24 protein-coding genes are annotated in these 24,028 nt (G+C 36.8%); 1 reads left to right on the forward strand and 23 read right to left on the reverse strand.

Features of this window, described 5'->3' with window-relative positions; translation table 11 throughout:
- Positions 1–210 precede the first annotated feature (210 nt).
- From B5488_RS08505 to B5488_RS08605, 21 genes are all read right to left on the reverse strand, one after another.
- Positions 211–2,622 (reverse strand): GumC family protein, encoded by a 2,412-nt coding sequence (locus B5488_RS08505; protein ID WP_079734879.1) that lies wholly within the window; start codon positions 2,620–2,622, stop codon positions 211–213.
- Positions 2,623–2,628: 6 nt separating this feature from the next.
- The gene (locus B5488_RS08510; RefSeq protein ID WP_079734880.1) at positions 2,629–3,426 is read right to left on the reverse strand and encodes a polysaccharide biosynthesis/export family protein; all 798 of its coding nucleotides are present in this window, start codon (positions 3,424–3,426) and stop codon (positions 2,629–2,631) included.
- Positions 3,427–3,937: 511 nt separating this feature from the next.
- The gene (locus tag B5488_RS08515; protein WP_079733415.1) at positions 3,938–4,933 is read right to left on the reverse strand and encodes an IS1595 family transposase; all 996 of its coding nucleotides are present in this window, start codon (positions 4,931–4,933) and stop codon (positions 3,938–3,940) included.
- Positions 4,934–5,069: 136 nt separating this feature from the next.
- Positions 5,070–6,248 (reverse strand): glycosyltransferase family 4 protein, encoded by a 1,179-nt coding sequence (locus B5488_RS08520; protein ID WP_079734881.1) that lies wholly within the window; start codon positions 6,246–6,248, stop codon positions 5,070–5,072.
- Positions 6,249–6,383: 135 nt separating this feature from the next.
- Positions 6,384–7,616, reverse strand: coding sequence for a glycosyltransferase family 4 protein (locus tag B5488_RS08525; RefSeq protein WP_079734882.1), 1,233 nt, complete (start codon positions 7,614–7,616; stop codon positions 6,384–6,386).
- Between the two features lie 72 nt (positions 7,617–7,688).
- A complete protein-coding gene (locus B5488_RS08530) occupies positions 7,689–8,666 on the reverse strand; it encodes a Gfo/Idh/MocA family protein (protein WP_079734883.1) in 978 nt (325 codons plus the stop codon).
- The gene (locus tag B5488_RS08535; protein WP_282956676.1) at positions 8,663–9,814 is read right to left on the reverse strand and encodes a DegT/DnrJ/EryC1/StrS family aminotransferase; all 1,152 of its coding nucleotides are present in this window, start codon (positions 9,812–9,814) and stop codon (positions 8,663–8,665) included. The genes B5488_RS08530 and B5488_RS08535 overlap by 4 nt, the downstream gene beginning before the upstream one ends.
- Positions 9,815–9,868: 54 nt before the next feature.
- On the reverse strand, positions 9,869–11,116 hold the full coding sequence (locus B5488_RS08540; RefSeq protein WP_079736478.1) for an IS4 family transposase: 1,248 nt from the start codon (positions 11,114–11,116) through the stop codon (positions 9,869–9,871).
- Positions 11,117–11,173: 57 nt separating this feature from the next.
- Entirely contained in the window at positions 11,174–11,746 is a 573-nt protein-coding gene (locus B5488_RS08545; protein WP_079734884.1) for an acyltransferase, read from the reverse strand.
- A gap of 132 nt (positions 11,747–11,878) precedes the next feature.
- Positions 11,879–13,117 (reverse strand): IS256 family transposase, encoded by a 1,239-nt coding sequence (locus B5488_RS08550; RefSeq protein ID WP_079733433.1) that lies wholly within the window; start codon positions 13,115–13,117, stop codon positions 11,879–11,881.
- A gap of 148 nt (positions 13,118–13,265) precedes the next feature.
- Entirely contained in the window at positions 13,266–14,354 is a 1,089-nt protein-coding gene (gene wecB, locus B5488_RS08555) for a non-hydrolyzing UDP-N-acetylglucosamine 2-epimerase (protein ID WP_079734885.1), read from the reverse strand.
- 9 nt (positions 14,355–14,363) lie between these two features.
- Positions 14,364–15,512, reverse strand: coding sequence for a glycosyltransferase family protein (locus tag B5488_RS08560; protein WP_079734886.1), 1,149 nt, complete (start codon positions 15,510–15,512; stop codon positions 14,364–14,366).
- Between the two features lie 315 nt (positions 15,513–15,827).
- The gene (locus tag B5488_RS08565) at positions 15,828–16,982 is read right to left on the reverse strand and encodes an EpsG family protein (protein ID WP_079734887.1); all 1,155 of its coding nucleotides are present in this window, start codon (positions 16,980–16,982) and stop codon (positions 15,828–15,830) included.
- Complete coding sequence (locus B5488_RS08570) at positions 16,982–17,434, reverse strand: hypothetical protein (protein WP_106197183.1); 453 nt, start codon at positions 17,432–17,434, stop codon at positions 16,982–16,984. Before B5488_RS08570 ends, B5488_RS08565 begins: the two co-directional genes overlap by 1 nt.
- A gap of 92 nt (positions 17,435–17,526) precedes the next feature.
- The gene (locus B5488_RS08575) at positions 17,527–18,765 is read right to left on the reverse strand and encodes an IS256 family transposase (protein ID WP_079733433.1); all 1,239 of its coding nucleotides are present in this window, start codon (positions 18,763–18,765) and stop codon (positions 17,527–17,529) included.
- A gap of 243 nt (positions 18,766–19,008) precedes the next feature.
- Complete coding sequence (locus B5488_RS08580) at positions 19,009–19,482, reverse strand: DUF302 domain-containing protein (protein ID WP_231919820.1); 474 nt, start codon at positions 19,480–19,482, stop codon at positions 19,009–19,011.
- Positions 19,483–19,492: 10 nt separating this feature from the next.
- Entirely contained in the window at positions 19,493–19,879 is a 387-nt protein-coding gene (locus B5488_RS08585; protein ID WP_079734890.1) for a DUF302 domain-containing protein, read from the reverse strand.
- A gap of 4 nt (positions 19,880–19,883) precedes the next feature.
- The gene (locus B5488_RS18395) at positions 19,884–20,078 is read right to left on the reverse strand and encodes an SHOCT domain-containing protein (protein ID WP_407690214.1); all 195 of its coding nucleotides are present in this window, start codon (positions 20,076–20,078) and stop codon (positions 19,884–19,886) included.
- A 70-nt stretch (positions 20,079–20,148) separates the two neighbouring features.
- Entirely contained in the window at positions 20,149–20,706 is a 558-nt protein-coding gene (locus B5488_RS08595; protein ID WP_231919821.1) for a hypothetical protein, read from the reverse strand.
- Positions 20,707–20,847: 141 nt separating this feature from the next.
- Positions 20,848–21,153: a cytochrome c gene (locus B5488_RS08600; RefSeq protein ID WP_079734891.1), complete on the reverse strand. Its 306-nt coding sequence runs from the start codon at positions 21,151–21,153 to the stop codon at positions 20,848–20,850.
- 22 nt (positions 21,154–21,175) lie between these two features.
- Positions 21,176–21,832 carry a hypothetical protein gene (locus B5488_RS08605; protein ID WP_197686310.1) on the reverse strand — a complete coding sequence of 219 codons (657 nt, stop codon included), beginning with the start codon at positions 21,830–21,832 and terminating at the stop codon, positions 21,176–21,178.
- Between the two features lie 166 nt (positions 21,833–21,998).
- Here B5488_RS08605 and B5488_RS08610 point away from each other — a divergent pair, with 166 nt between their 5' ends.
- Positions 21,999–22,994, forward strand: coding sequence for an IS1595 family transposase (locus tag B5488_RS08610; RefSeq protein ID WP_079733415.1), 996 nt, complete (start codon positions 21,999–22,001; stop codon positions 22,992–22,994).
- On the opposite strand, the gene B5488_RS08615 is transcribed toward B5488_RS08610, so the two are convergent.
- The gene (locus B5488_RS08615) at positions 22,980–23,291 is read right to left on the reverse strand and encodes a hypothetical protein (protein ID WP_197686312.1); all 312 of its coding nucleotides are present in this window, start codon (positions 23,289–23,291) and stop codon (positions 22,980–22,982) included. The two genes, B5488_RS08610 and B5488_RS08615, sit on opposite strands and share 15 nt — an antisense overlap.
- 128 nt (positions 23,292–23,419) lie before the next feature.
- Positions 23,420–23,848 carry a c-type cytochrome gene (locus tag B5488_RS08620; RefSeq protein ID WP_079734893.1) on the reverse strand — a complete coding sequence of 143 codons (429 nt, stop codon included), beginning with the start codon at positions 23,846–23,848 and terminating at the stop codon, positions 23,420–23,422.
- Positions 23,849–24,028 lie beyond the last annotated feature (180 nt).

The raw sequence follows: 24,028 nt of genomic DNA on the forward strand, positions 1-24,028 counted from the left end.
ATGACGTGGATAAAGGATTTTGTTCGACATGGGATGACGTAGTCAGGAGGATCTGGTTCGGCCTCAAGCGGACCCATCAGAAACCCTGTACTAACGAATCCCGCAATCGCAGAGTGCACAACGGGGCTTCGACTATCCTTTCTTACCGTCGGGCGCAGCCTAACAACCCGAAAACCACCAAACCGTCAACTCAGAACAGAAAATACCGTTTTACAAAGCCGCCGCTTTCTCCTTAAGCCTTTTAAAGAACGATTTCTTTTCTTCACCGTAGGCATATCCATATTTATTACCATAACCAAAATTAGCAAGCTCTACATCATTCAGTACAAAACTTACATCGTGTAATTTTCCTTCGTTTTTAGCGTCTACGGCAAATCCGAGTAGTTTCTTTTCTGTATAACCAGCGCGAGCTACGTAAAGCGTTAAATCGGCGTATTTATTGATTAAAAAGGTATCGGCTACAAGCATTGATGGCGCAGTATCTACAATAATATAATCGTAAAGACCTTCCAATTCACTTAATAGCTTTGCCATTCTTTCACTTCTAAGTAGTTCTGAAGGATTGGGAGGGATATGCCCTGAAGCGATAATATCTAATTTTTCATGGGCTTTTGCTGTGGTAATGATATCTTTAATTTCGGTATCTGCATTATAAAGATAATCACTAACCCCAGAATATGAACGGGCCTTGGTCTCGTATCGCTGAAGCTGCGGATTTCTTAGATCGGCACCAATGATTACTACCTTTTTACCCATATTAGCTAAAGTGATCGCGAGGTTAAATGCAATAAAGGTTTTTCCTTCACCTTTAACCGTAGAGGTTACAAATAATTTAATTCCTTTCTCCTTATCTCCTGCCCCAACTAATAAGTATTGAAGGTTGGTTACCATAATCCTAAAAGCTTCCGCAAGTACAGATCTATCATTTACAGAAATCAGATCATTTTCTTTCCTTGCAATCCTTGGGATTTCCCCAACAATAGGAATTTCTTTTGTCGCGTTTTCTATATCAGTTCTATCGGTGACTTTATTATTCAATAAATTCTTAACATAGATAATTAGAAAAGGTATAAGTAAACCCAAAATTAAAGCAGCCAGTAAAATGATTTTCGACTTTGGTGAAACCGGAGCGGAATCACTATAAGCACTATCTACAATCTTTGCCTTAGGAGCGGTAACCGCCAGGGATAAGGAATTCTCTTCCCTCTTTTCAAGCAAAAATAAATACAGCGCTTCTTTAATATTTTGCTGTCTCTCGATTCCTCTATACTGTCTTTCTTTTGCCGGCACTGCAGAAATTTGCGAGCCTATTACCGCCGCCTGCCTGTCCAGGTCTTCCTGTGCAATAAGAAGATTACTACGCATTCTTTCAAGGCTTTGCAAAACATTGCCCCGCATCTGGTCTATTTGGGAATTCAATCTTACAACCACCGGGTTTTCTTCGGTAGACGCACTTAAAATCCTGTTTCTTTCTAAAACCAGGGTATTGTACTCTTTGATCATATCATTAACTCCCTCTTCTTGAATTCCAAGGTTTGCCGGTAAAAGATCTGATGGTCTATTTCCTTTTAAATGATCTAACATGGCGTTGGCCAATTCCAACTGGGTACCTACTTCCTGTTGGCGCTTCTTATAATCGCTGGCATTTTCTATAAATAATTCTGATTCAGCTTCGATATTAGTAAGCTGATTAGATTCTTTAAATTCTTCTTTGCCAACTTCAACCGAATCCAATTCCTGGTTAATAATACTCAAACGTTCATCAATAAAAGAAGCGGTATTGGTAGCTACCAGATTTTTATCTTCAATCGCCTGCCGGTTGTATTCTAAGATCAACTGGTCTAATATATCCTGTGCTTTTTCAGTCACCGGGTCTACCAGGCTTAACACTAAAAGACTGGAGTTTTTATCGGTAAGGTTGACCTGTACTCCTTCCCGGTATTTTCTTACTACAGCTTCTACCGGACTAAATTGTACACTAACTTCCAGGTCTTCATCTTCATCTTCATCTCCAAGCTCAATGACGGTTTTCTCGAGCGTGATATCTGCAAAACCTATATTTACCGGGTTCCCAAATTTTCCCTCAAAAGTCTTATCGGTTTCGGTATTTTTTAAAGTAAAATCATTTTTAGATTGGGGAGTAATCAAAAAACGATTTCCCAGTTCTTCTTTTATATTCCTACTTAATTTTTCTTCATCCAATTGCAAAACCTTTATGTTAAAAGGAGAATTATTATAAAGCTCCCGGGATTTTACGCCTGCTTCATCGTAATAGGTAATATTTAAATCCAATGCCTTAATGGTTTGGGTCATTAAAGTTTTAGACTTTAAAATACCAATTTCATTTTCGATACTGCTGGCACCCATTCCGCTTAAAAGTCCGAGATCGGCAAAAGCGGCCATTTCTGAAGAAGGACCTTTGCTTTCTTCATCTTTAATAATTATACTGGCGGTTGTACTGTATTGCGCAGTGGTATATTTTAAGTATACAAAACCAATAAGTACACATAAGATTACTCCGAAAACAAACCAGGGCCAGTACTTTAGGTATTTATCGAGTTCTTCCCTTAAGTTAATTTCTTCTTCCTGGGGTCTTATAGGGGTATGTTGTTGTTGAGACATAATAGGTTATCTGGTTAAAAGTACGGCAACTGAAACTAAAACGGAGGCGATAGAAATATAAACCCCGGCATTCCGGTTATAATTTGCACTTTGTCTTTGGGGACCATTGGGCTCTACGTAAATAACATCATTTTGTTGTAAATGATAGTACGGCGAATTAATAACATCGGCATCACCGAGGTCGAGGTAGGCATGAGTAGTTCTGCCATTTTCTTCCCGCATTACCAGTACATTATCCCGTTTACCGTAAATCGTCATATCCCCGGCCATTCCCAGGGCCTGGGGTAAAGTAAAATAATCGTCCTCTACATCAAAAGTTCCCGGGCGGGTTACCTCTCCCAATACACTTACCTGGAAGTTTACCACCCTCACATTTACAATGGGATCCTGAACGTATCTTTTAATTTGCTCCTTTAAATTAGCTGCAAATTCTTCCTGGCTATAACCTTCGGCTTTAGTTTTACCCAAAAAAGGAAAATCTATATTACCATCTTTTCCTACCAGGTAAGTTTGGAGTTGCTGCCTGCCATTTACCGATAATCCAATTTGTTCTCCACCGGCTGGAACGCCAATAACTGGAAGGTTAAATGGGATAGCCGCATCTTGCTGTTCGGCAGCAACACTAATGGTAAGCAGGTCATTTGGTTTAATTTGTAAACTCCTATTAGATTGTTCTTCCATTTTAGCCTCTGCTTCTTCCAAACCCTGGAAATAGACAATTTCCTGGCGGGAAACACAGGAAGAAACCAAAAAAATGCAAAAAAGCCCTAAGGCAGGTAATCGAAAGAAATGGGGTAATTTCATTTATTTTTATTAATCTTAATATTAGAATTAAATACTTTTTAACGTCAATCCCGAATTTGCTTCGCGATTCTAAGATCCTAGTCTTATCGTATTAGATCCTGAAACAAGTTCAGGATGACGTTTAATTTTTGGGCCCAGCACTATGCTGTATTCATTTAATTAAAAATTTGTGCGAATATATTAATTTATGTTAATTTTTACTTAAGATTGTCGGTAGACTTTAGTCGTTTGGCAGATTTTTTCACTCTTTATCTGTTAGATCGAGTGTTTCGATGTAATCAGGGTACATCGAAAACTACTAGTCTTTAGACGGTATCCGTGTTTGGTTTTGTTGTTTAGTGTTTTTGGCTCCCGCTTAATTTTATCGTCATCCTGAATTTATTTCAGAGCCCGCTCCTAAATTTATTCGGAGATCTAACATGATAGAACCTGAAACAAGTTCAGGTTGACGTAATAAACCCACTTCTCGAATTAAGGTTTATTATAAAACTGTTTTTTTTGAAAAATTAGGCTAAGTTCTAATTAGCATATTGAATAGTTGTTGTTTGTACTCGTACCATGCGCTATTTGAAGCAAAGGCAATGGCTGTAACTGTTGCCATTTTACTGGTTGAGTTCTTGATTTTTTCAAGTACCAAGAACCAATTCAAGTAATTCTGTAAGTATTTTGTAGCTACCCCATTGAAAGAATCCATGAACTTTCTCAATCTCATATCCATATTGTTTACATTCTGGACATGGTACACCTTATCTACGGTTCGCTGTCCCTTTGAGGTGTTGAACTTTTTATGGGCAATTGTGTTGGCTTTTGCAAAAGCACCATAACTTCTATGGCTGTCGCTGCAGAGTACGTCAGCTTTATCAAGTTTCCCTTTAAGTATTCTATTCAGATCCTCTTTACTGATACGACCTCTTGTGGCCACTTTAAAGTCTTTGTTTCCAGATCTATCACAAGTTGCCACTACAGCTACTTTTTCATCACTTATGCCTGCTTTGCTTGCTTTTTCTCCTCGCATTTTCGGTTTTCTACCTAAATGACGTCCTCCTTTTTCTGAGTAGGCAAAGAACAGGTCATCGCTTTCGACTATGCCCTGAAACTCTTCTACCGAAACACTGGAAAATGACGTGAGCAATTTATGTCTCCAATCAAAGGACGTTTGAATTGATATCTCCGTCTCTTCTGCACTTTTCCTGATACTGTAGCCCGACAACAAACAGTATAAATACCGATTTAACTTCTCTTTCTTTTTTATATTATACCAAAACTTACCTGTGGTCTCACTGAAATTCTTCTTACAGCCATTGCAAACATAGCGTTGAACGCCTTTGAGCTTGCCATTGGCACGAACACGCTTTTCTGAGCAATGAGGACAGGTAACTGCTTTTGCCTCGTTGCTGTCCTTTACTTCACTTTCTTGCAAAGACAATGATAGCAACGAAGCCACTATCTCTTGTTGAACAGTCGCTGGACTATTAACGAAAAAATCCCTGAAATCTGAAGGTATCATATCTATATAGTTTTACACAAATATAAGACATATTCATCTTAGAACAAAGCTAAAAATTATTATTGCTTTATCGTGGTGTTTTCAGTAAACTAGAAGATAACCTGCCTACTGCCCACTAACCACTGTCAACTGTAACCTACTCTCCGGCCATAGCCACATTTTCTTTTCCCCGTTCATTGGCTCCATTCGCATTATTCCTCAAATTCCTTCTTACTGCTTTCTTTTTTAAAGCTTCAAAGGCAATTGCTACAATAATAAAAACCCCTAACATCGCCAGGCACATTCCTTCACTTTTAAGGTCTCTACTTAACATGATAAATAAAATTATTACCGCGAGGTTTAATCCGCCAAGGACAAAACTGGCTTTTTTATGACTTAAACCATTATCCAAAAGCACGTGGTGCATATGATTACGATCGGCTTCAAAAGGGGTTTTACCGTTTTTTAATCGAATAATAATTACTCTTAAAGTATCAAAAATGGGCAGAAACAAAACAGCTAATGCAAAGAGAAGCGTGTTTTCTGGCACATAACCTTCTTTCATAAGGGGCTGGTATGGTTGCATTACTAAAATCTTTAAACTTAAAAATGCAATCATAAAGCCCATTACCAGGCTTCCCCCGTCTCCCATAAAGATCTTTCTTTTTCCACGGGAAAAATTAAACCTTAGAAAAGCACCAAGAATCCCTGCCGTACATAGACTTAATAATACAAAGTAAGGATGCCCGGTGGTATAAAAGACCAGGGCATAGGTAAGGGAAATTACAACACCTACAATTCCCGCCAGGCCGTCAATACCATCAATAAGGTTATAAGCATTTATTAATGCTACTACTATTAAAACGTTAAAAGTATACCCCAGTATTGCAGGGATTTCAAAAACTCCTAAAAACCCATGCAGGCTTGTGAGTCGCAGTTCGGGAGAAAAAATAATAAAACCTGCGGCAAATAACTGACTAATAAACTTTAACCTGGCGGAAGAGATCACCATATCATCTTTTAAGCCAGCCATAAATAAAAAGGTAAGCCCTATTATAAGGTGATTCCCTGTAGGAGAGGTGCGTAAAGCCTGCAGCAAACTTATTATTAGCACCAGCACCAGGAAAAAGGCTACGCCACCAAAAGGAGGAATTGCAGTTTTATGGGAACTACGAGCATTTACTTCTTTCATCAGATTCTTTTCCCTGCTTACCCATAATACCTTTGGAGTAAAATACCAGGTAAGACAAAAGGCCAGTAAGAACACGCCAGCAGCAAAAAATAAATAATGCTGATGAAATAGGTCTAACAAAATGTTTTGATCTAAAATGTTCATGACATAAGGTTTTGGCGGGAATAACTAATCCCGAAATATTAAGATAGAGTGAAATTATCTATAAAGAGTAGTAGGTGCTTAGAAAGAATTTAAAGCATGACTTTTAGAAAATGTCTAGGGAATATAGCTTTAAAGTTATAAAACTTCATTAATTACTTTATAAAGTTTATCTCCCAGGATATCGAAAGTATTATTTCTTTTTATATACTCCTTTCCTCTTTTGCCCATATCTGCTCGTTCCTCCGGAGACAAAAGGAATAAAGCATGAATTGCTCGATAAATCGATTTTGAATTTTCGGGTGGAATTACAATACCACATTGAGCAATCTCTATAATATTATACTCTAATTTTGGTGTAGAAAGTATTATTGGTTTCCCCGAAATCATATATTCATAAGTTTTATTAGCAGATACCCCATATTTGTATAATTCTGGAACATTTGCATAAGAAAAATATAGTGCATCGAAATGACTCAGGATTCCCGGGATAAAATTTTTCTCGACTTTGTTTATAAAAGTAATATTATTTAATCCCTTCGCTTTTCTCATTAACGCTTTTTTATCCGAACCATCTCCCACTAAGACAAAATGAACTTTAGTGTTGTGCTTTATTAAATTGGCGGCTTCTATTAAATAAGACATTGCATTAGCTAACCCTAGAGAACCCGTATAGCCAATAATGAACTTATCGGTTGGAATTAAACTTAAAATTTCTTTAGGTACCTGAACAGTTTTATCTGGAATATTAATACCATTATCAATCCATTTAAATCTAGGTCTTTTCTTTGTGATAGTAGCTATGTGCTTATAAGATAATTTCAGAGTAGAAACTATATAATCAACTTTCTTATACGCCACTTTTTCTGTGAAAGATAAAAATATTATAAAAGGATGATATTTTTTCTTCTTTCCTAAGGTTATTAAAGTAAGTGGCCAAATATCTCTTATTTCAAAAATAATTTTAGATTTATTATTCCAGTAAATCTTATTAAAAAAATAAACAAGCCAAAAAGGAACCATCGGAGCAGAAGGAGTTAATATAACCTCCGGTCCTATTTCTTTTCGAAGAAAGAATAATTTTGATGTAAATTCAAAAAAAGAAAGAACTCTACCGATACTTCTTCCATCTCCATAATTTTTGATTTTGATCCAGTTAAATTCGACACCATCAAGAATTTCAGTTGTACAAATACCTGAAACTATAGGATTGTTATACCTCAAATGAGAATATGATCCAGAAAAAATCCTTACTTTAATATTGCGCTTCTGCAATTCTTCAGCTAAATAAAAATTACGGTAGACATTCCCGTACTTAGGATGACCAATGTATTGGTCTATAAACCAAATTTCTTTATTTTTTTTGTCCAAAATTTATTTATTATAGGGTATTAGATATATTTTTAAACTTGAAAGTACCTAATGTTTGTTGAATTAGGTTTTTTAAAATTTCCCTTTTATAAAAGGGTGACTTACTAACTCTTTCTTAGCAAAAGGATGATATTCTCCTTTTAACCCAATAGGTTCAGCATTTCGTATATCATTAACAATCTCAATTGATTTACGCGCATCCTCTAATCCGTACCCCTGACCATCTAAAATACCCTGATATACTTTAGTATGTAAATCTGTAAAACCTCCACTGAACTCTAGTTCGTCCCCTTCAATTGTAATTGATCTAAAAGTTCGTTGTCCTTTAACTTTTATTTCTTCTGGAAGAACATCATAATTAATAGATAAAAACCATCTTACTCGGGCTCTTTTAAATTCTAAGTAACCTGCTGCTCTATCGTGAGTCTGCACATGTACATCATTTCTTTGTAAGTCACCAAAAACCCAGGATAGCATATCATAAAAATGAACTCCAATATTCGTTGCTATTCCACCAGATTTATCCCTATCTCCTTTCCAAGAAGTGTAATACCAATTACCTCTTGAAGTGAGATAAGTAAGATCTACCTCAAATATTTTATCCTTGGGTGCAGCATCTACTTTTTTCTTTAAATTAATAATACTTTCATGCAACCTTAATTGAAGGATATTCCACACTCTTTGACCGGTTTCCTCTTCCATGTTTTGCAGGGCATCTAAATTCCACGGATTTAAAACCAGTGGTTTTTCACAAATGGCATCTGCCCCTCTTCTTAGAGCCATCCTTATATGTGAATCATGCAAATAATTGGGAGTGCAAATACTAAAATAGTCTGGCGTTATATTTTGTTCGTGTTTTAATTTTTCAATATGTCGATCAAAACGTTCTGTTTCAACAAAAAAATCAGCATCTGGAAAAAAACTGTCCATTATTCCCACACTATCAAACCTATCTAATGCGGCGATCAATAGATTATTAGTATCCTTAATAGCTTTGAGATGTCTTGGAGCTATGTATCCTGAAGCTCCTATAAGTGCAAAATTTTTCATTGTATAGCGGTTTTAAGTTGGTTAGTTATGAATTCTATTTCCTTCGTTGTCAAATAAGGGTTCATAGGCAAGCTTAGAATCTCCCTAGTTACCTTTTCTGTAACCGGAAAATCGCCCTCTTTATAATCCAGGTATTCAAAACATTCCTGCTGGTGTAGAGCCTTTGGATAATGGATTGCAGTTGGAATCCCGTTTCTTTTTAATTTTTCAACTGTTTCTGTGCGATTTTTTACCCTTATAGAATATTGCGCCCAAACAGATGTACTTTCAGGATTAACAGTCGGAATAATTACTGCCTCTTTTAAGAATGATGTATATTTTTGAGCAACCCTTTGTCTGTTTGAAATATCCTGCTCATAGCTATCCAATTTTACATTCAAAATGGCTGCCTGTAAAGTATCCAACCTACCACCCATACCAATATATTTATGATGATAGCGTTCCATCTGGCCGTGGAGACGCAAACTTTTCATTTTCGTCGCAAATTCTGGTTCACTTGTAAATACCGCTCCCCCATCACCAAAGCAGCCCAGTGGTTTAGCCGGAAAGAAACTAGTACAGGCAAAGGTGCTGAGGTTACAGCTCCTCTTCCCTTTATAAGTAGCCCCAAAACTTTGAGCGGCATCTTCTATCACAAATAAATCATGTCTGATTGCAATTTCATTTATAAAATCCATGTCTGGAACCTGTCCAAAAATTGAAACGGGAATAATTGCTTTAGTTCTAGCAGTAATTTTTTCCTCAATCTTGGAAGGATCTATATTATATGTACTTTCTTCTATATCTACAAAAACAGGTTTAGCTTTTAGAAAAGCAATGGTCTCTGCCGTAGCAATAAAGGTAAATGGTGTAGTTAATACTTCATCTCCTGGCTGAATATCCATTGCCATAAGTGCAAGTAAAAGTGCATCTGTTCCTGATGAACAGGAAATAGCATATTTTGCCCCTGTAAATCTTTGAAGTTTTTCTTCAAATTCCTTAACAGGTTCTCCCATAATGTAATTAGCATTTTGAAGTACTCCCTTAATAGCATTATCTATCTCCACTTTATGCTCCTCATAAGCCATTGGTAGATTAGCAAAATCGATTTTATTAGTTATATTACTCATTAACTTTAATAACTTTATTATTTTTAAACTCACACTCATCCGAAAGTTTTTGACTTTAAACCTAAAACCTTCGGCCACCCCTATTTTCAGGCTTCAATTAGGGCTAATGGGAGAAAATAAGTCTGGATCTACCCTATAGTGGAGTTTGGTCTGACCCCTTATTCTTTTCGCCCCTTCTCCTACGGTATTGCAGGCATAATCGAGGGTAAGATAAAAACATAGACAGATCCTGATCTTTTCCACGAAATTGGAAAATGCATGTTCTTTTTTGGCTATTGTCCTCACAATTATCTGGAGCAGCAAATAGGTTATGAGCGCGATGTATATTTGTGATTTTACGGCGTTCTCACTGGTTCCAAGGAAGGTCTTTATTTGGAGGTTCTGTTTTATCGCCTTAAAAAAAAGTTCAATATCCCATCGTTTTTTATAAAGGTCCGCGATGGTCCTGGCGCTCCAATCCAAGTTGTTGGTGATTATTTCTATCACTTTGTTCTCGTCCTGCTTATAAACGTGCACCAACCGGAGAGGGTGTTCCGCAATGCCTGTTTCCACGGCCTTCTTGCTTGGTAAAACGATGATCTCGTCTTTTAGGATATCCTGATCGCTACCTTCGGGGAGCTCCAGTTCTTCCAAGGTTTGATAGACCGTATTGATCTTGATGCGAGTGACAAAAACATTTTCTGCCGCGATCCTCTGGCGCATCAACAGAAAATCGAAGTACGCCCTGTCCTCCACGATGACCGTTCCCTTTCGGAAAACGGATTGGGCCAGTCCTTTGCTGTCATGGAGCTTTGCCTCTGTTATATTGACCATATCGGGGATCATCATGGCATCGTCCCAGCAGGTATGTATTTTTATACCTCCTTTAGCTGTCCGAAACTTTGCCCAATCGAACATGGACAGACATAGACTGATCGTGGTGCTGTCGATCAATTTTATGTCACGGTCTTTGATTTCCTTGATTATATGAGACTGTCCGTGCTTCGACAATAGTCGGCCATAGTGCCCTAACAACCGGTAATATAAGCTCTCGAAGACTTTATAACTCCTCTTTTTGTTGCCATCGCTCATGGTAGAACGCGCTGGGCTCTGCTCAAGACCCAAATCCGAAATAAATGTTTCGCTGACCCCGATACCAGTGGAAATGTCACTAAGAGTGTAGCATTTATTCAGCTGTCCGAAAGTTTGGGCAACGAATTGATCGTAGGTCTTATATCTGCTGCACCCCTTGTCGCCATTGTGCTCATCGGCACAACGCGTGAGCATCCAGCGAGGACATAGGTCAATTATTTGTCGAAGAAGAGGTTTGTTTGTATTTTTAGTGCGCCTGAAGAGTCCCATAAAAATTATTTTTTTTGTCCAAAACAAAAATAAGGGATTCTCAGGCTATTTTATTTTTCAACTTTCGGATGGTTGTGTTTTAAACTGATAAACTTCTTTTGTTTCTGGACATCTGGCATTTCGCTTCTCATCAAATTGAAGTTTATGACCATATTCACTTACCCAGCCAATTTGTTTTGCAGGGTTTCCTACCATTAAAGCATAATCTAAAACCGGTTTGGTAATGACCGCACCTGCCCCAATCATAGAATATTTTCCGATTTCATTTCCACAAATAATCGTAGCATTTGCACCTATTGAGGCACCTTTCCTTACTATCGTTTTAATATATTGGGATTTTCGATTTACGGCGCTCCTGGGATTAATTACATTAGTAAAAACCATCGATGGCCCCAAAAACACATCGTCTTCACAGATTACCCCTGTATAGATAGAGACGTTGTTTTGAACCTTCACGTTATGTCCCAGAACTACCTCAGGAGAAATAACCACATTTTGCCCGATATTACATCCATCTCCTATTTCACAGTTTGGCATAATATGGGTAAAATGCCAAATTTTGACTTTTTCACCTATTTTCGCGCCTTCATCAATAACTGCTGTATGATGATAAAAATATTCTTTCTGCATTATTCAAAAATATTTAATGTCATAATATTAATTTTAAGTAACGACGAGTTATGTGACTGTAACTAGATAAGGGAGTGTTAGCTCAACTCTGTCTGCTTCTTCTCCCGGGGGTACCCCCGGGAGAAGAAAATTTTAGTTTTTCGTTTCATTGGTGGCTAAGTCCAACTCTAGCCGACCTTCAAATTTAATAGCTAATTGTTGAACTACCAAACCCCAGTTCTGCAGTGGGGCGTTCCATTTCTTTTCAATTCTTCTGGTAGCTAGGTAAACCAGCTTCAATAGTGCCATATCATTGGTAAAAGCGCCTTTGGTCTTGGTTACTTTTCTTACCTGCCGGTGAAAAGCCTCTACGGCATTTGTGGTGTATATGAGTTTTCTAATGGGTGCGGTATATTCAAAATAAGCACTCAATCGGTCCCAGTTATCATTCCAGGAACGGATCACTATGGGATATCTTTTGCCCCATTTTTCTTCCAGATCCAGTAAAGCCGATTCAGCCTGGTCTTTGGTGTCAGCCTTGTACACCAGTTTAAGGTCTTTCATAAAATCTTTTTGATCCTTACTGGCCACATACTTCATACTATTGCGGATCTGGTGGACAATACATAGCTGAATATCAGTCTTGGGATAAACAGAATGAATGGCTTCACTAAAGCCCGTAAGATTATCCGTACAGGCAATCAGAATATCTTTTAAGCCACGGTTGTTTAATTGGGTCAGCACCTGAAGCCAAAAATTGGCCCCTTCACTTTCCGAGATATACATACCCAGCACTTCCTTTCTTCCAGCTTTATTTATTCCTAAAATATTATACAAGGCCTTGTGCTTTACTTTGCCTTCTTCGCGTACCTTGAAGTGCATCGCGTCGAGCCATAGGATGCAATATACCGGCTCCAAGGGGCGATCCTGCCATTCCTTAACCTTGGGAATCACCCGGTCCGTAATATCACTTAGAACGTGTGTGGATATCTTGGAATCATACATTTCCTCTATATGAGCTGAGATATCCCGCAGGCTATTGCCCATCCCGTACATGCCTATAATCTGCTTTTCTAAATTATCGGCCAGGATACGCTGGCGTTTCGCTACGATCTCCGGCTCAAAGGTACTGTTACGATCCTGGGGCGTGTTAATGGTGACGTCCCCTTGGCTGCTCTTTAGGGTCTTTTTGCCTTTGCCATTACGCTTATTACCTGCTTTTGAGCCTTTTTCTTCATCGGAAAGGTGCGAAGACATTTCTGCTTCCAGGGCCTCTTCCATAAACTCCCTAAGCATTGGAGCAAAAGCGCCGTTTTTGCCGGTTAGGGATTCTCCTGATAAAAATTGTTTTAATGCTTTTTCCTTTAATTCCTTAATCTCTTCTTGTGTCATAATCTAGTCTAAAAATTTTAATTTAATTTTCAAAGTCTAGACAGACTTGAGATTACACCCTCCTAGATAACTCTATTAGGCTAGTATTTCAAAATGATTTTGAAAACCTATTGGGTTAGTATATTTTAGTAATACTTCTACAGTGAGATTATATGAGATTCAATAATACCTTTACAATTCTTTCCGCAGTTTTTCCATCCCACAAAGGGATTTTTTGGCCTTTTTTCCAATTTCCCGAGAATAATTTCTTCATGGCTGGTTTTATGGTTTGAGGATCAGTTCCTAACAATTCATTGGTTCCTAGGCTCATGGTTTCGGGGCGTTCAGTATTTGCCCGTAAGGTCATACATGGGACACCCATGACTGTAGTCTCTTCTGTAATACCTCCCGAGTCGGTTACGACCGCTTTGGCTTTTTCTACTAAATAATTAAATTCTAAATAACTCAAAGGCTCTATCAGGTGTAATCTTGGGTGGGAAATACCTAACTTCTGTAGCATTTTAGCGGTCCTAGGATGAACCGGGAAGATCATGGGAAGATCGTTGCTATTTAGAATCAGTTCTTCCATTAAACCTTTCAGTTTATCTTCTTCATCTACATTGGCGGGTCGATGTAAGGTCATCACAAGATATTCTTTTTCTTTTAATTTCAGCTCATCCCAAACCTCGGGCTTTTGAAAACGTGACCTTTGTTTTAGGAGAGTATCAATCATGGTATTACCTACAAAAAAGATAGATTTTTCGTCTACTCCAGAATCCCTCAAATTTTTATTGGCAATATCTGAAGTTGTAAAGAAATAATTTGTTACGGCGTCGGTGGCCAAACGATTAATTTCCTCAGGCATACTCCAGTCTCCAGACCGAATACCAGCTTCGACATGTGCAACTTTAGTTTGTAGTTTTTGTGCAGTAATGGCACACGCCATTGTGGAAGTCACATCTCCTACGACTAAAACTATATCTGCAGGATTTTCTTGTAATTCTTTTTCAAACCTTATCATAATAGCTGCGGTTTGTTCGGCCTGAGTACCACTTCCTGAAGCGAGATTAATATGGGGTTCTGGAATTTCCAGTTGTTCAAAAAAATTCCCCGACATTTTCTTATCATAATGCTGTCCAGTGTGAACCAGACGATATTTGATATCTTTTCCTTTACTTCTTGAATTTTCAATAGCGTGGATGATGGGTGCTATTTTTACAAAATTTGGTCGTGCGCCTGCAATGATGGTTATTTTCATTTTTTTTAATTATAATTCTTTTAGTGTCTTTATAACTTTAGAAAATTGACTTTCCCACGAATGTGAATCTGTGATATCTGCTTTTTCCAAATTACCAACAAATTGATTTTGGTATTTAATCATCTTTTTCAATGCGACCCTTAAATTATCAATATTAGAACCATCATCTGGTAAAACAATTCCAGCTTTAAATTCCTGAACAAAAGATTTCATAGGAGGGTTATTGCCGCATATAATTGGAACCTCCCTTGCTGTAAGCTGATAGAGGCGGTTTGGTTCGCAATAGAAGTTGTTTGGTGAGGAATTTTTGTATAATACTATTGAAAAAAAAGCATTATCTATATAATTAATCATTTCATCTTGTGGAACGAATGTGGAAAAAATGAATTCCTGTAAATTATTTTTAATAATATAATCCCTTATTTCAGGTTCAATGTTACCTAAAACAACAAGTTTAAACTTGTCACTGTATTCCTTGAGGGATTTCAGCGCAAACAGAAAATTTCTATTAATACCCGCATTTCCCAACCATAATATATACCTCCTATTATCAAGCCAGTTTTCGAGTTTAGTTGGTACTGCAGCTCGAGAAGTTTTACTATATGATTGGTCTGTATAATTATTGAGAACTAGAAATCTCTTTTCAGAATGTCTAAATTTCTGAAGAATATATTCCCTTCGCTCAATATTAGTATAAATCAATAAATCAACTGTACTTAAAATAAAGCGAATAATTTTACGAGAAAAATAATTTTTAGTCAAAACCTCATGGGGTAATTCATGAAGATCCCATACAATTTTCTTCCTTTTGGTTTTCTGTCTATTAACTAGACAAAAATAGAACAAGGTTAAAATTTGTTGCATATCGTGGAAAACAATAAGAGATGCATTAGATGAATTGATTTGTTTTATTGTTCTCAAGGCCAACTCCGGAACTTTAAAAAGATATCCTTTTCTCTGTTTAAAATATTTTCGAGAATGTAACCTTGTTGCTATAATTTTGTTATCTCCTTCTTTCCACTTCTTTTGTTTATTATTATCTTGTAAAATAAAAACTTCAGATTTCAAATTCTCCATACTTAGGGAATCTACCCATTTTGTAAGTCTACTGTCATTTTTATAATAATTGGTCTTGATAATATGTAATATGTCTGCCATGTTAAATCTTATATATAAATAAAATAAGCTGAATCTAAAATATTTTAATCCCTTGTTGTATAACGTTTACTTTTTTTTACAAGAAAATCAGAGACTTTTCTAAAACTAAACCTTATTGAATATGCGGAATAGGAAATAATTACATATAACCAAAACTCCAGCTCTTAATTATATTTGGTTCTCCTATTATCATCGTACTATTTTGTCTAGAATGAGTAATCCCTACTTAAAATATACCCTGCAAACTAGCATTTTTAGAGATGATTTTCTTTCGTGAATAATAAATATTGATTATAATTTCCTAGAAAAAACTTCTCATTGCTGAAAGTAAAACTGATACCATAAATGAGAATGTGAATTAGCGGTAATAATGTTCAGATAAAAAATAGAGATAAAAATAAGAATCAGTCCAACGCCAACAAGTCTATTATGTGGGGATTCATTTTTAATCAAGTAATAGATAAAGTACGCAAACATTATTCCTTTAAAAATAAAGAGATAACGGAATGGCCTCGTCAAAACAATAGAACCCACCGGGAAAATGTTTTGGGTTAAAATACCAATGAAAAACAGAAAATAAATAATAGTAAACCATTTACTATTATAGTATTCTTTTAACCTCTTGCTATATAAAATAATTATAATACATAAGACTACTCTAAAGAGATAAGCCATACCGGAACCTTCTACTGTAGCCGCAGCTTCTTCTTTAAATCTTTCTATGGAATAGTTATAAGTACCACCGAATAGTTCTGATTGATAAAACTGAATTAAAGGCCCAATTTGTTCTAAAAAAGAACCGAATGAGTATTGAAAAAGAAATGCTCCAGCAAAAAGGATTAATTGCAGTTTGATATTAGTGAAATAATCCTTTCCATCTTTAAGAATCCAATAAAGTGGAATTAAGATAATTGCACTGGTATGGAAACCTATCGCCACTAAACACCAGATTAAATACCGCCAAAACTTTTTCTTTTCAATAAAAGTGAGGGCATAAATCCAAATGCACATCGCTACTGCTTGACGAATTATATTCATCCAAACTAGCCAATCCCCATTTGTAAGCAGGAAGAAAAGTAGTAATGGAAGAATAAAGGCATCTCTTTTAAAAGCATACAGAAAGAAAGAAATATTTAAAAAAGCTAAAAAGGAGAAGTAAGCAGAATAATGAAACTCAAAACTATTAAACAATTCCCTAACCCAATTAAAAAGAATTTCTCCTTTACCAACATCATAATTAAAAATATAACCATCCTGATATGCTAAGTAGTCTGTTCCCACATCATATCTTAAGCCCATCATCAGGGCAAAGGAAAGCATGATAAAAATTAAATAGAAAATACCAGATTTTGAAGTACTAACTAAACTGCCGTCAACTTCCCGGTAACTTTGCTTTAAAGAATATAATTTAGCAAAGGAAGTCATTACCAGGATTAAAGTGCTATAAAGAACAATGCTTTGTAAAACCATTATCGAGATAATTGTTTAAATCTTTGGTTAATTAGCACCGTAAAAGAAAACCAATTCAAGGAAAGATTCAACAACCTAACTTTTTTCTTACTAATTGTAATATTTCCGGTATCTAACTTCCGGTTCAACTGTTTACGAACAACCCTTAATATTTTTAAATAATTTTTAATAGAAAAACAGTAATATAAATGATTAAAAATTGCAGATACAATTCCATAAATACTATAATCTAAAATACTTTTTTGTTTTCTATTTAAATTTGGATGTTTTTCAATATAATTATTTATAAACCGAATATTATTCTTCATTTTATATACCCGGTCAAATGTCCAACTTCTAGACGCACTTCCTTCCCGCTCATTTACCAAATAAAGTGTTTCATTCGTAAAATTAATATGATGAACATATAATTGAACTAAGGAAATAAAAATACTATCCTCTCCGTTTGTCAAACCTTGAGGAAAGGTCAATTTATTCTGTTCGGGAGTGTTAGCTCAACTCTGTCTGCTTCTTCTCCCGGGGGTACCCCCGGGAGAAGAAAATTTTAGTTTTTCGTTTCATTGGTGGCTAAGTCCAACTCTAGCCGACCTTCAAATTTAATAGCTAATTGTTGAACTACCAAACCCCAGTTCTGCAGTGGGGCGTTCCATTTCTTTTCAATTCTTCTGGTAGCTAGGTAAACCAGCTTCAATAGTGCCATATCATTGGTAAAAGCGCCTTTGGTCTTGGTTACTTTTCTTACCTGCCGGTGAAAAGCCTCTACGGCATTTGTGGTGTATATGAGTTTTCTAATGGGTGCGGTATATTCAAAATAAGCACTCAATCGGTCCCAGTTATCATTCCAGGAACGGATCACTATGGGATATCTTTTGCCCCATTTTTCTTCCAGATCCAGTAAAGCCGATTCAGCCTGGTCTTTGGTGTCAGCCTTGTACACCAGTTTAAGGTCTTTCATAAAATCTTTTTGATCCTTACTGGCCACATACTTCATACTATTGCGGATCTGGTGGACAATACATAGCTGAATATCAGTCTTGGGATAAACAGAATGAATGGCTTCACTAAAGCCCGTAAGATTATCCGTACAGGCAATCAGAATATCTTTTAAGCCACGGTTGTTTAATTGGGTCAGCACCTGAAGCCAAAAATTGGCCCCTTCACTTTCCGAGATATACATACCCAGCACTTCCTTTCTTCCAGCTTTATTTATTCCTAAAATATTATACAAGGCCTTGTGCTTTACTTTGCCTTCTTCGCGTACCTTGAAGTGCATCGCGTCGAGCCATAGGATGCAATATACCGGCTCCAAGGGGCGATCCTGCCATTCCTTAACCTTGGGAATCACCCGGTCCGTAATATCACTTAGAACGTGTGTGGATATCTTGGAATCATACATTTCCTCTATATGAGCTGAGATATCCCGCAGGCTATTGCCCATCCCGTACATGCCTATAATCTGCTTTTCTAAATTATCGGCCAGGATACGCTGGCGTTTCGCTACGATCTCCGGCTCAAAGGTACTGTTACGATCCTGGGGCGTGTTAATGGTGACGTCCCCTTGGCTGCTCTTTAGGGTCTTTTTGCCTTTGCCATTACGCTTATTACCTGCTTTTGAGCCTTTTTCTTCATCGGAAAGGTGCGAAGACATTTCTGCTTCCAGGGCCTCTTCCATAAACTCCCTAAGCATTGGAGCAAAAGCGCCGTTTTTGCCGGTTAGGGATTCTCCTGATAAAAATTGTTTTAATGCTTTTTCCTTTAATTCCTTAATCTCTTCTTGTGTCATAATCTAGTCTAAAAATTTTAATTTAATTTTCAAAGTCTAGACAGACTTGAGATTACACCCTCTCGATTTTGTCATGGTCTTCTTCCATTGCAGAGACTATATGGCTATTGTTGACCATCTGCTTAGAATAGTGTCGCCTTTGTTGTTGTGCCCTTATTTGGTATCTTTACATGATATTGTGATTATGATCAATAATGCGATTGCTAATACTCCAGTTGCTATTTTCTCTTTGTTTCATTTTAATTATAATTTTACGTGAAGTTGTTCGATATTGTCAAGCACCTTTATCAAGGTGTTCTTCGTGTTTTTTGCCACATCCATTACGTCTTTTTTCATGGAGGACGACCAAGTAGTATCGGTATTTTCTATGGAGACTTCTATAATAGAATTATCTTCCACTTCTTTAATGGTTACATGGCACGGAAAAAGAATGCTCATTTGAATGTCGCTAGAGATTAATTTTGATGCGGTTTCTTTTTCACATACCATTAGAATGAGATGCCGTGGCATCTTTTCAAAGCTAGAGTCTAGATACTGTTTAACGTCAAATTCACCAACAAGGTCAAGACCTAGTTTTGCGATGTTATTTTTTACATTTTGTACTGTCTCTTCAAAGGTTATACTGCCAAACCTCCTAGGGATACAGTAAGTGGTATTTTGACTTTCTGAATAATTTTGTTGTGAAACCTGTTTGTTTTTTCCCTTGTCATTTTCCATCATGTCGCTTTTAAAGTTTCTCGATTACATTTTCCAATTTAGTGGTAATGTCACTTGCTATTTCTGCCAGTATTTCATTATCGACCGCTTGCATGGATGCCATTGGGTTTACAGCGGCTACCTCAATAACTCCTTCTTCAATTTCCTGTACAATTACATTGCAGGGCAACATGGTGCCTATCTTATCTTCGGCTTCCAATGCCTTATGGGCATAGGACGGATTACAGGCACCTAGAATTCGATATTTTTTGAAGTCTACATCAAGTTTCTCTTTCAATGTTTCTTTGATATCTATATCGGTCAATATGCCGAAACCTTCCTTTTTTAACTCATCCGTTACCTTATCGATTACTTTTTCAAAATCTTCGTAAAGAGTTTTATTGAAATAATATTTCATCGGTTTAATTTTTAGTGTTCAACGTTCGTTTTTGTTCTTCATATTCTTCTTTGGACATTTCGCCCTTGGCGAATCGGTTGTCCAGAACATCCATCGAATTTCCCCTCTTCGCTGTATTTCGCCTATTTCTTCTATTGTACGGAAATATGACCAATACAAGAACGACAGGTATCAGTATCCACCACCACCACATCATCATAATTGTATAGTTTTAATAGTTAACTAAATGTTTTCATTTGTAGTTACCCCAATCTTAGGACAGGAATTTATTATCCTTCATTTTTCATTTTCCCTTTCATCTTCTTCATCATATCAGGATTTTTTTCCATCATTTTCTGCATCATTTCTTCCATCATTTCAGGGTTTTCATCCATCATTTGCATCATCTTTGCTTTCATCTCTCTTTTCATCATTTCATTATTATGGATATTATCCATCAACATTTTACGTCCCTTTTCACTCTCCATCGTTTTATCGAGCATTTTGGATTGCATCTTTTGCATCATTTCGGGATTTTTTTCCATCATCTTCTGCATATGGGATTGCATTTTATCTTTCATTTCCGGGTTTTTCTCCATCATCATTTTCATATTTCCAGATTCCATCTGTTCCATATGGGCCTTCATCAATATCTTTTTGGCATCTTCACTATTTTGTGCCTCGCTGATGAAATTGGTCAACTGGACAGGGTTTGCAATAATTTCTTGATAGATGGCATTTCTATTTTCTTCAACCTGCAATGTTTCGGTAGCATTGAAGGATGATTTGCAACTAAGAATTGTTCCAACTAATCCAACTGTCATCAAAATTTTTACTGTAGTTTTCATATTTTTCATTTTTAGATTATTAAACATTCATTTAAACTGATTTTTTATATTCTTTTTATTGAGTAAACGTTCTTTTACAATTAATAATCACATTCCCTATAACCTTTAGAATCACGAGTTAAGGGAATGTGCTTTTAGTTATTAATTTGCTGATTTTAAAAAGGCTTCAATTTTTGTAATTTCCTTTTCTGTTAGATTTGCCCGTACCCGCATATGAAGGCTGATTGTTTCCCAGTCAGTGTCATTGTAATCTGCAGGTGAGGGTGCTAAATGGCATCTATTACAAGCTTCTCCCCATAATTGTGCGCCAGATTTCTCTATTTTGAATTCCTCTTCAACATTAGTAACACTCGTATATTTATCCTTTGTAGAAGAACAGCTTACTATTATTCCACCTGCTACAAATAACATTAAGCTGACTAAAACTATTTTATGTATTGTTTTCATGATTTCTGTATTTATATGTTAGTTAGAATCCAATTGCCCAGTGTACAAAGAAGCCATCAGTTGTGCCGCCCCCGTCATGACCACCAACACTATCTGTTGTCTGGTACGCAACTTTTACAACTGATCTCCATGTTAACCAATAATTTAAACCAAAAGCATATTGATCTGCCTGTTCTTCCCATTCTGCACCTTCAGGAGCATTGAAATTTGAAAATCTCCCTACCAACTCCATTTTTTTTAGAAAATCACTACTAGCCATTGTTGGGCGATAGCTTAACTGGGCATAGAAAGAGTTGCTTTTGTTGTCGAAGGTGTATTCTTCCTCGTCACCGTCCTCATGCATTTCTATAAAAGTTGCATCATCTACATTGGAATTATTATATTGTCCTTTAACATCAATAAAGCCTTTTAGGGCTGATATTTGTTTTACAAAAGAAAAATCCAAGGCATATAAAAATGCTCCAATATCTTCGTATTCTGAATCCGCATTACCAACACCATTGGTAGAATAAGCCGAAAATCCCACTTCTGTTGAAGAGTCTGCAAATGGCAATAGCCCTATTCTGCCACCAAAGGCTTTGCTATTATTATTGTCTTCAAAATTTTGAAACATAAGCATCCCTGCTTCTTCGGGTTCGTCCCCACCATCCTTTAATCTAGGACCATTGGTTGAATACACTGAATAATTTAATTTAGGACCGCCAAGATCAAAAGCACCTCGAAGTTCAACACCTATTCCTGAGGCAGGCGCAATGCCATCATGCCCAAAACCTAAGGGCCTTGTAGGAAGTTTAAGCTTTGTTCTAAGATGAATATGTCTTATATTTGTGTAAAACTATATAGATATGATACCTTCAGATTTCAGGGATTTTTTCGTTAATAGTCCAGCGACTGTTCAACAAGAGATAGTGGCTTCGTTGCTATCATTGTCTTTGCAAGAAAGTGAAGTAAAGGACAGCAACGAGGCAAAAGCAGTTACCTGTCCTCATTGCTCAGAAAAGCGTGTTCGTGCCAATGGCAAGCTCAAAGGCGTTCAACGCTATGTTTGCAATGGCTGTAAGAAGAATTTCAGTGAGACCACAGGTAAGTTTTGGTATAATATAAAAAAGAAAGAGAAGTTAAATCGGTATTTATACTGTTTGTTGTCGGGCTACAGTATCAGGAAAAGTGCAGAAGAGACGGAGATATCAATTCAAACGTCCTTTGATTGGAGACATAAATTGCTCACGTCATTTTCCAGTGTTTCGGTAGAAGAGTTTCAGGGCATAGTCGAAAGCGATGACCTGTTCTTTGCCTACTCAGAAAAAGGAGGACGTCATTTAGGTAGAAAACCGAAAATGCGAGGAGAAAAAGCAAGCAAAGCAGGCATAAGTGATGAAAAAGTAGCTGTAGTGGCAACTTGTGATAGATCTGGAAACAAAGACTTTAAAGTGGCCACAAGAGGTCGTATCAGTAAAGAGGATCTGAATAGAATACTTAAAGGGAAACTTGATAAAGCTGACGTACTCTGCAGCGACAGCCATAGAAGTTATGGTGCTTTTGCAAAAGCCAACACAATTGCCCATAAAAAGTTCAACACCTCAAAGGGACAGCGAACCGTAGATAAGGTGTACCATGTCCAGAATGTAAACAATATGGATATGAGATTGAGAAAGTTCATGGATTCTTTCAATGGGGTAGCTACAAAATACTTACAGAATTACTTGAATTGGTTCTTGGTACTTGAAAAAATCAAGAACTCAACCAGTAAAATGGCAACAGTTACAGCCATTGCCTTTGCTTCAAATAGCGCATGGTACGAGTACAAACAACAACTATTCAATATGCTAATTAGAACTTAGCCGAAGTTTATTAATCCATGCTGGGTGGAATCGTTCCATAAATGTTCCAAAAGGAAGAAGAAATTTACCGGCACGAACCGTCATATTCTTATTTAAAACGTACATAACATCTGCATATTCCAAACCTACTTCCAACTCGTTGTTTTCAAGTACAAATTCAAGTTCAGCTTCAAACATAAGTCGGTCGGAATGTTTAAAAAGAAAAATAGGAGCAAATGCAGAACCAACGTATGAAGATTCCTTTTCACCTTCAGCACTCATAAAGTTTAATCCAGTGTGACCATAACCCCTGATCATAAACTGGGTTTTACTTGGCTTGTATGGTTCCGATGTCGAAGAACTATCCGTCTCAAAGTCATTGTATGTTTGACTATAAACGGTACTGCCAAAAATAATTACAGCAATTAATGTTAAAAGATTTTTCATTATTTAAGTGTTCTTATATAATTAATAATTTCCCAACGTTTTTTTTCTGGAATAGATGTCTTATAAGATGGCATGGGTGAACGCCCTTGTTCTATCTTCCAGAAAATGGCACCATCAGTTTGAGATTGAACTGCTTCACTAGTCAAATCTGCTGGCTTAGGTGTTAGTCCAGCACCTGCCATTCCATCACCTTTACCTTTTGGGCCGTGACATACCAAGCACAACATCTTATAAATCTTCTTTCCCGAAGCAGCTGCATTGGCATCACTCTTAAGAGGGTTCACGATTTTATCAGCACTTGCTGGAGCTACCCATTTCTTTTGTTGTATAGCTTCATAATCATTTTTTGGTCCGTATGCGAAACTTACAAGCAATGCATAGAGCAGGCCTGTAAATGTGATACTGATTAAGATTCTTTTTGTTTTCATTTTATTGGTTTTTAAGTTGTTATTCTGATAGTTTTAAATTCTATGAGCATCAATGCAAGGTAACAAGACTGTCCATTTTTTATTGTTATTCCTGACCGTGATCAAATTACAGGAATAATTCTAGAAGTAATTACAGGTGGATCCTTCATCTTTTCTATGGTCAGCAAAATGTATATGGGG

Source organism: Salegentibacter salegens (assembly GCF_900142975.1).
GTDB lineage: Bacteria > Bacteroidota > Bacteroidia > Flavobacteriales > Flavobacteriaceae > Salegentibacter > Salegentibacter salegens.

Coding starts and splice junctions, on each gene's coding strand:
- B5488_RS08505 (WP_079734879.1), bottom strand. CDS start 2,622: ATGTCTCAACAACAACATACCCCTATAAGACCCCAGGAAGAAGAAATT.
- B5488_RS08510 (WP_079734880.1), bottom strand. CDS start 3,426: ATGAAATTACCCCATTTCTTTCGATTACCTGCCTTAGGGCTTTTTTGC.
- B5488_RS08515 (WP_079733415.1), bottom strand. CDS start 4,933: ATGATACCTTCAGATTTCAGGGATTTTTTCGTTAATAGTCCAGCGACT.
- B5488_RS08520 (WP_079734881.1), bottom strand. CDS start 6,248: ATGAACATTTTAGATCAAAACATTTTGTTAGACCTATTTCATCAGCAT.
- B5488_RS08530 (WP_079734883.1), bottom strand. CDS start 8,666: ATGAAAAATTTTGCACTTATAGGAGCTTCAGGATACATAGCTCCAAGA.
- B5488_RS08535 (WP_282956676.1), bottom strand. CDS start 9,814: ATGAGTGTGAGTTTAAAAATAATAAAGTTATTAAAGTTAATGAGTAAT.
- B5488_RS08540 (WP_079736478.1), bottom strand. CDS start 11,116: ATGGGACTCTTCAGGCGCACTAAAAATACAAACAAACCTCTTCTTCGA.
- B5488_RS08545 (WP_079734884.1), bottom strand. CDS start 11,746: ATGCAGAAAGAATATTTTTATCATCATACAGCAGTTATTGATGAAGGC.
- B5488_RS08550 (WP_079733433.1), bottom strand. CDS start 13,117: ATGACACAAGAAGAGATTAAGGAATTAAAGGAAAAAGCATTAAAACAA.
- wecB (WP_079734885.1), bottom strand. CDS start 14,354: ATGAAAATAACCATCATTGCAGGCGCACGACCAAATTTTGTAAAAATA.
- B5488_RS08560 (WP_079734886.1), bottom strand. CDS start 15,512: ATGGCAGACATATTACATATTATCAAGACCAATTATTATAAAAATGAC.
- B5488_RS08565 (WP_079734887.1), bottom strand. CDS start 16,982: ATGGTTTTACAAAGCATTGTTCTTTATAGCACTTTAATCCTGGTAATG.
- B5488_RS08575 (WP_079733433.1), bottom strand. CDS start 18,765: ATGACACAAGAAGAGATTAAGGAATTAAAGGAAAAAGCATTAAAACAA.
- B5488_RS08580 (WP_231919820.1), bottom strand. CDS start 19,482: ATGGAAAATGACAAGGGAAAAAACAAACAGGTTTCACAACAAAATTAT.
- B5488_RS08585 (WP_079734890.1), bottom strand. CDS start 19,879: ATGAAATATTATTTCAATAAAACTCTTTACGAAGATTTTGAAAAAGTA.
- B5488_RS18395 (WP_407690214.1), bottom strand. CDS start 20,078: ATGATGATGTGGTGGTGGTGGATACTGATACCTGTCGTTCTTGTATTG.
- B5488_RS08595 (WP_231919821.1), bottom strand. CDS start 20,706: ATGAAAACTACAGTAAAAATTTTGATGACAGTTGGATTAGTTGGAACA.
- B5488_RS08600 (WP_079734891.1), bottom strand. CDS start 21,153: ATGAAAACAATACATAAAATAGTTTTAGTCAGCTTAATGTTATTTGTA.
- B5488_RS08610 (WP_079733415.1), top strand. CDS start 21,999: ATGATACCTTCAGATTTCAGGGATTTTTTCGTTAATAGTCCAGCGACT.
- B5488_RS08615 (WP_197686312.1), bottom strand. CDS start 23,291: ATGATCAGGGGTTATGGTCACACTGGATTAAACTTTATGAGTGCTGAA.
- B5488_RS08620 (WP_079734893.1), bottom strand. CDS start 23,848: ATGAAAACAAAAAGAATCTTAATCAGTATCACATTTACAGGCCTGCTC.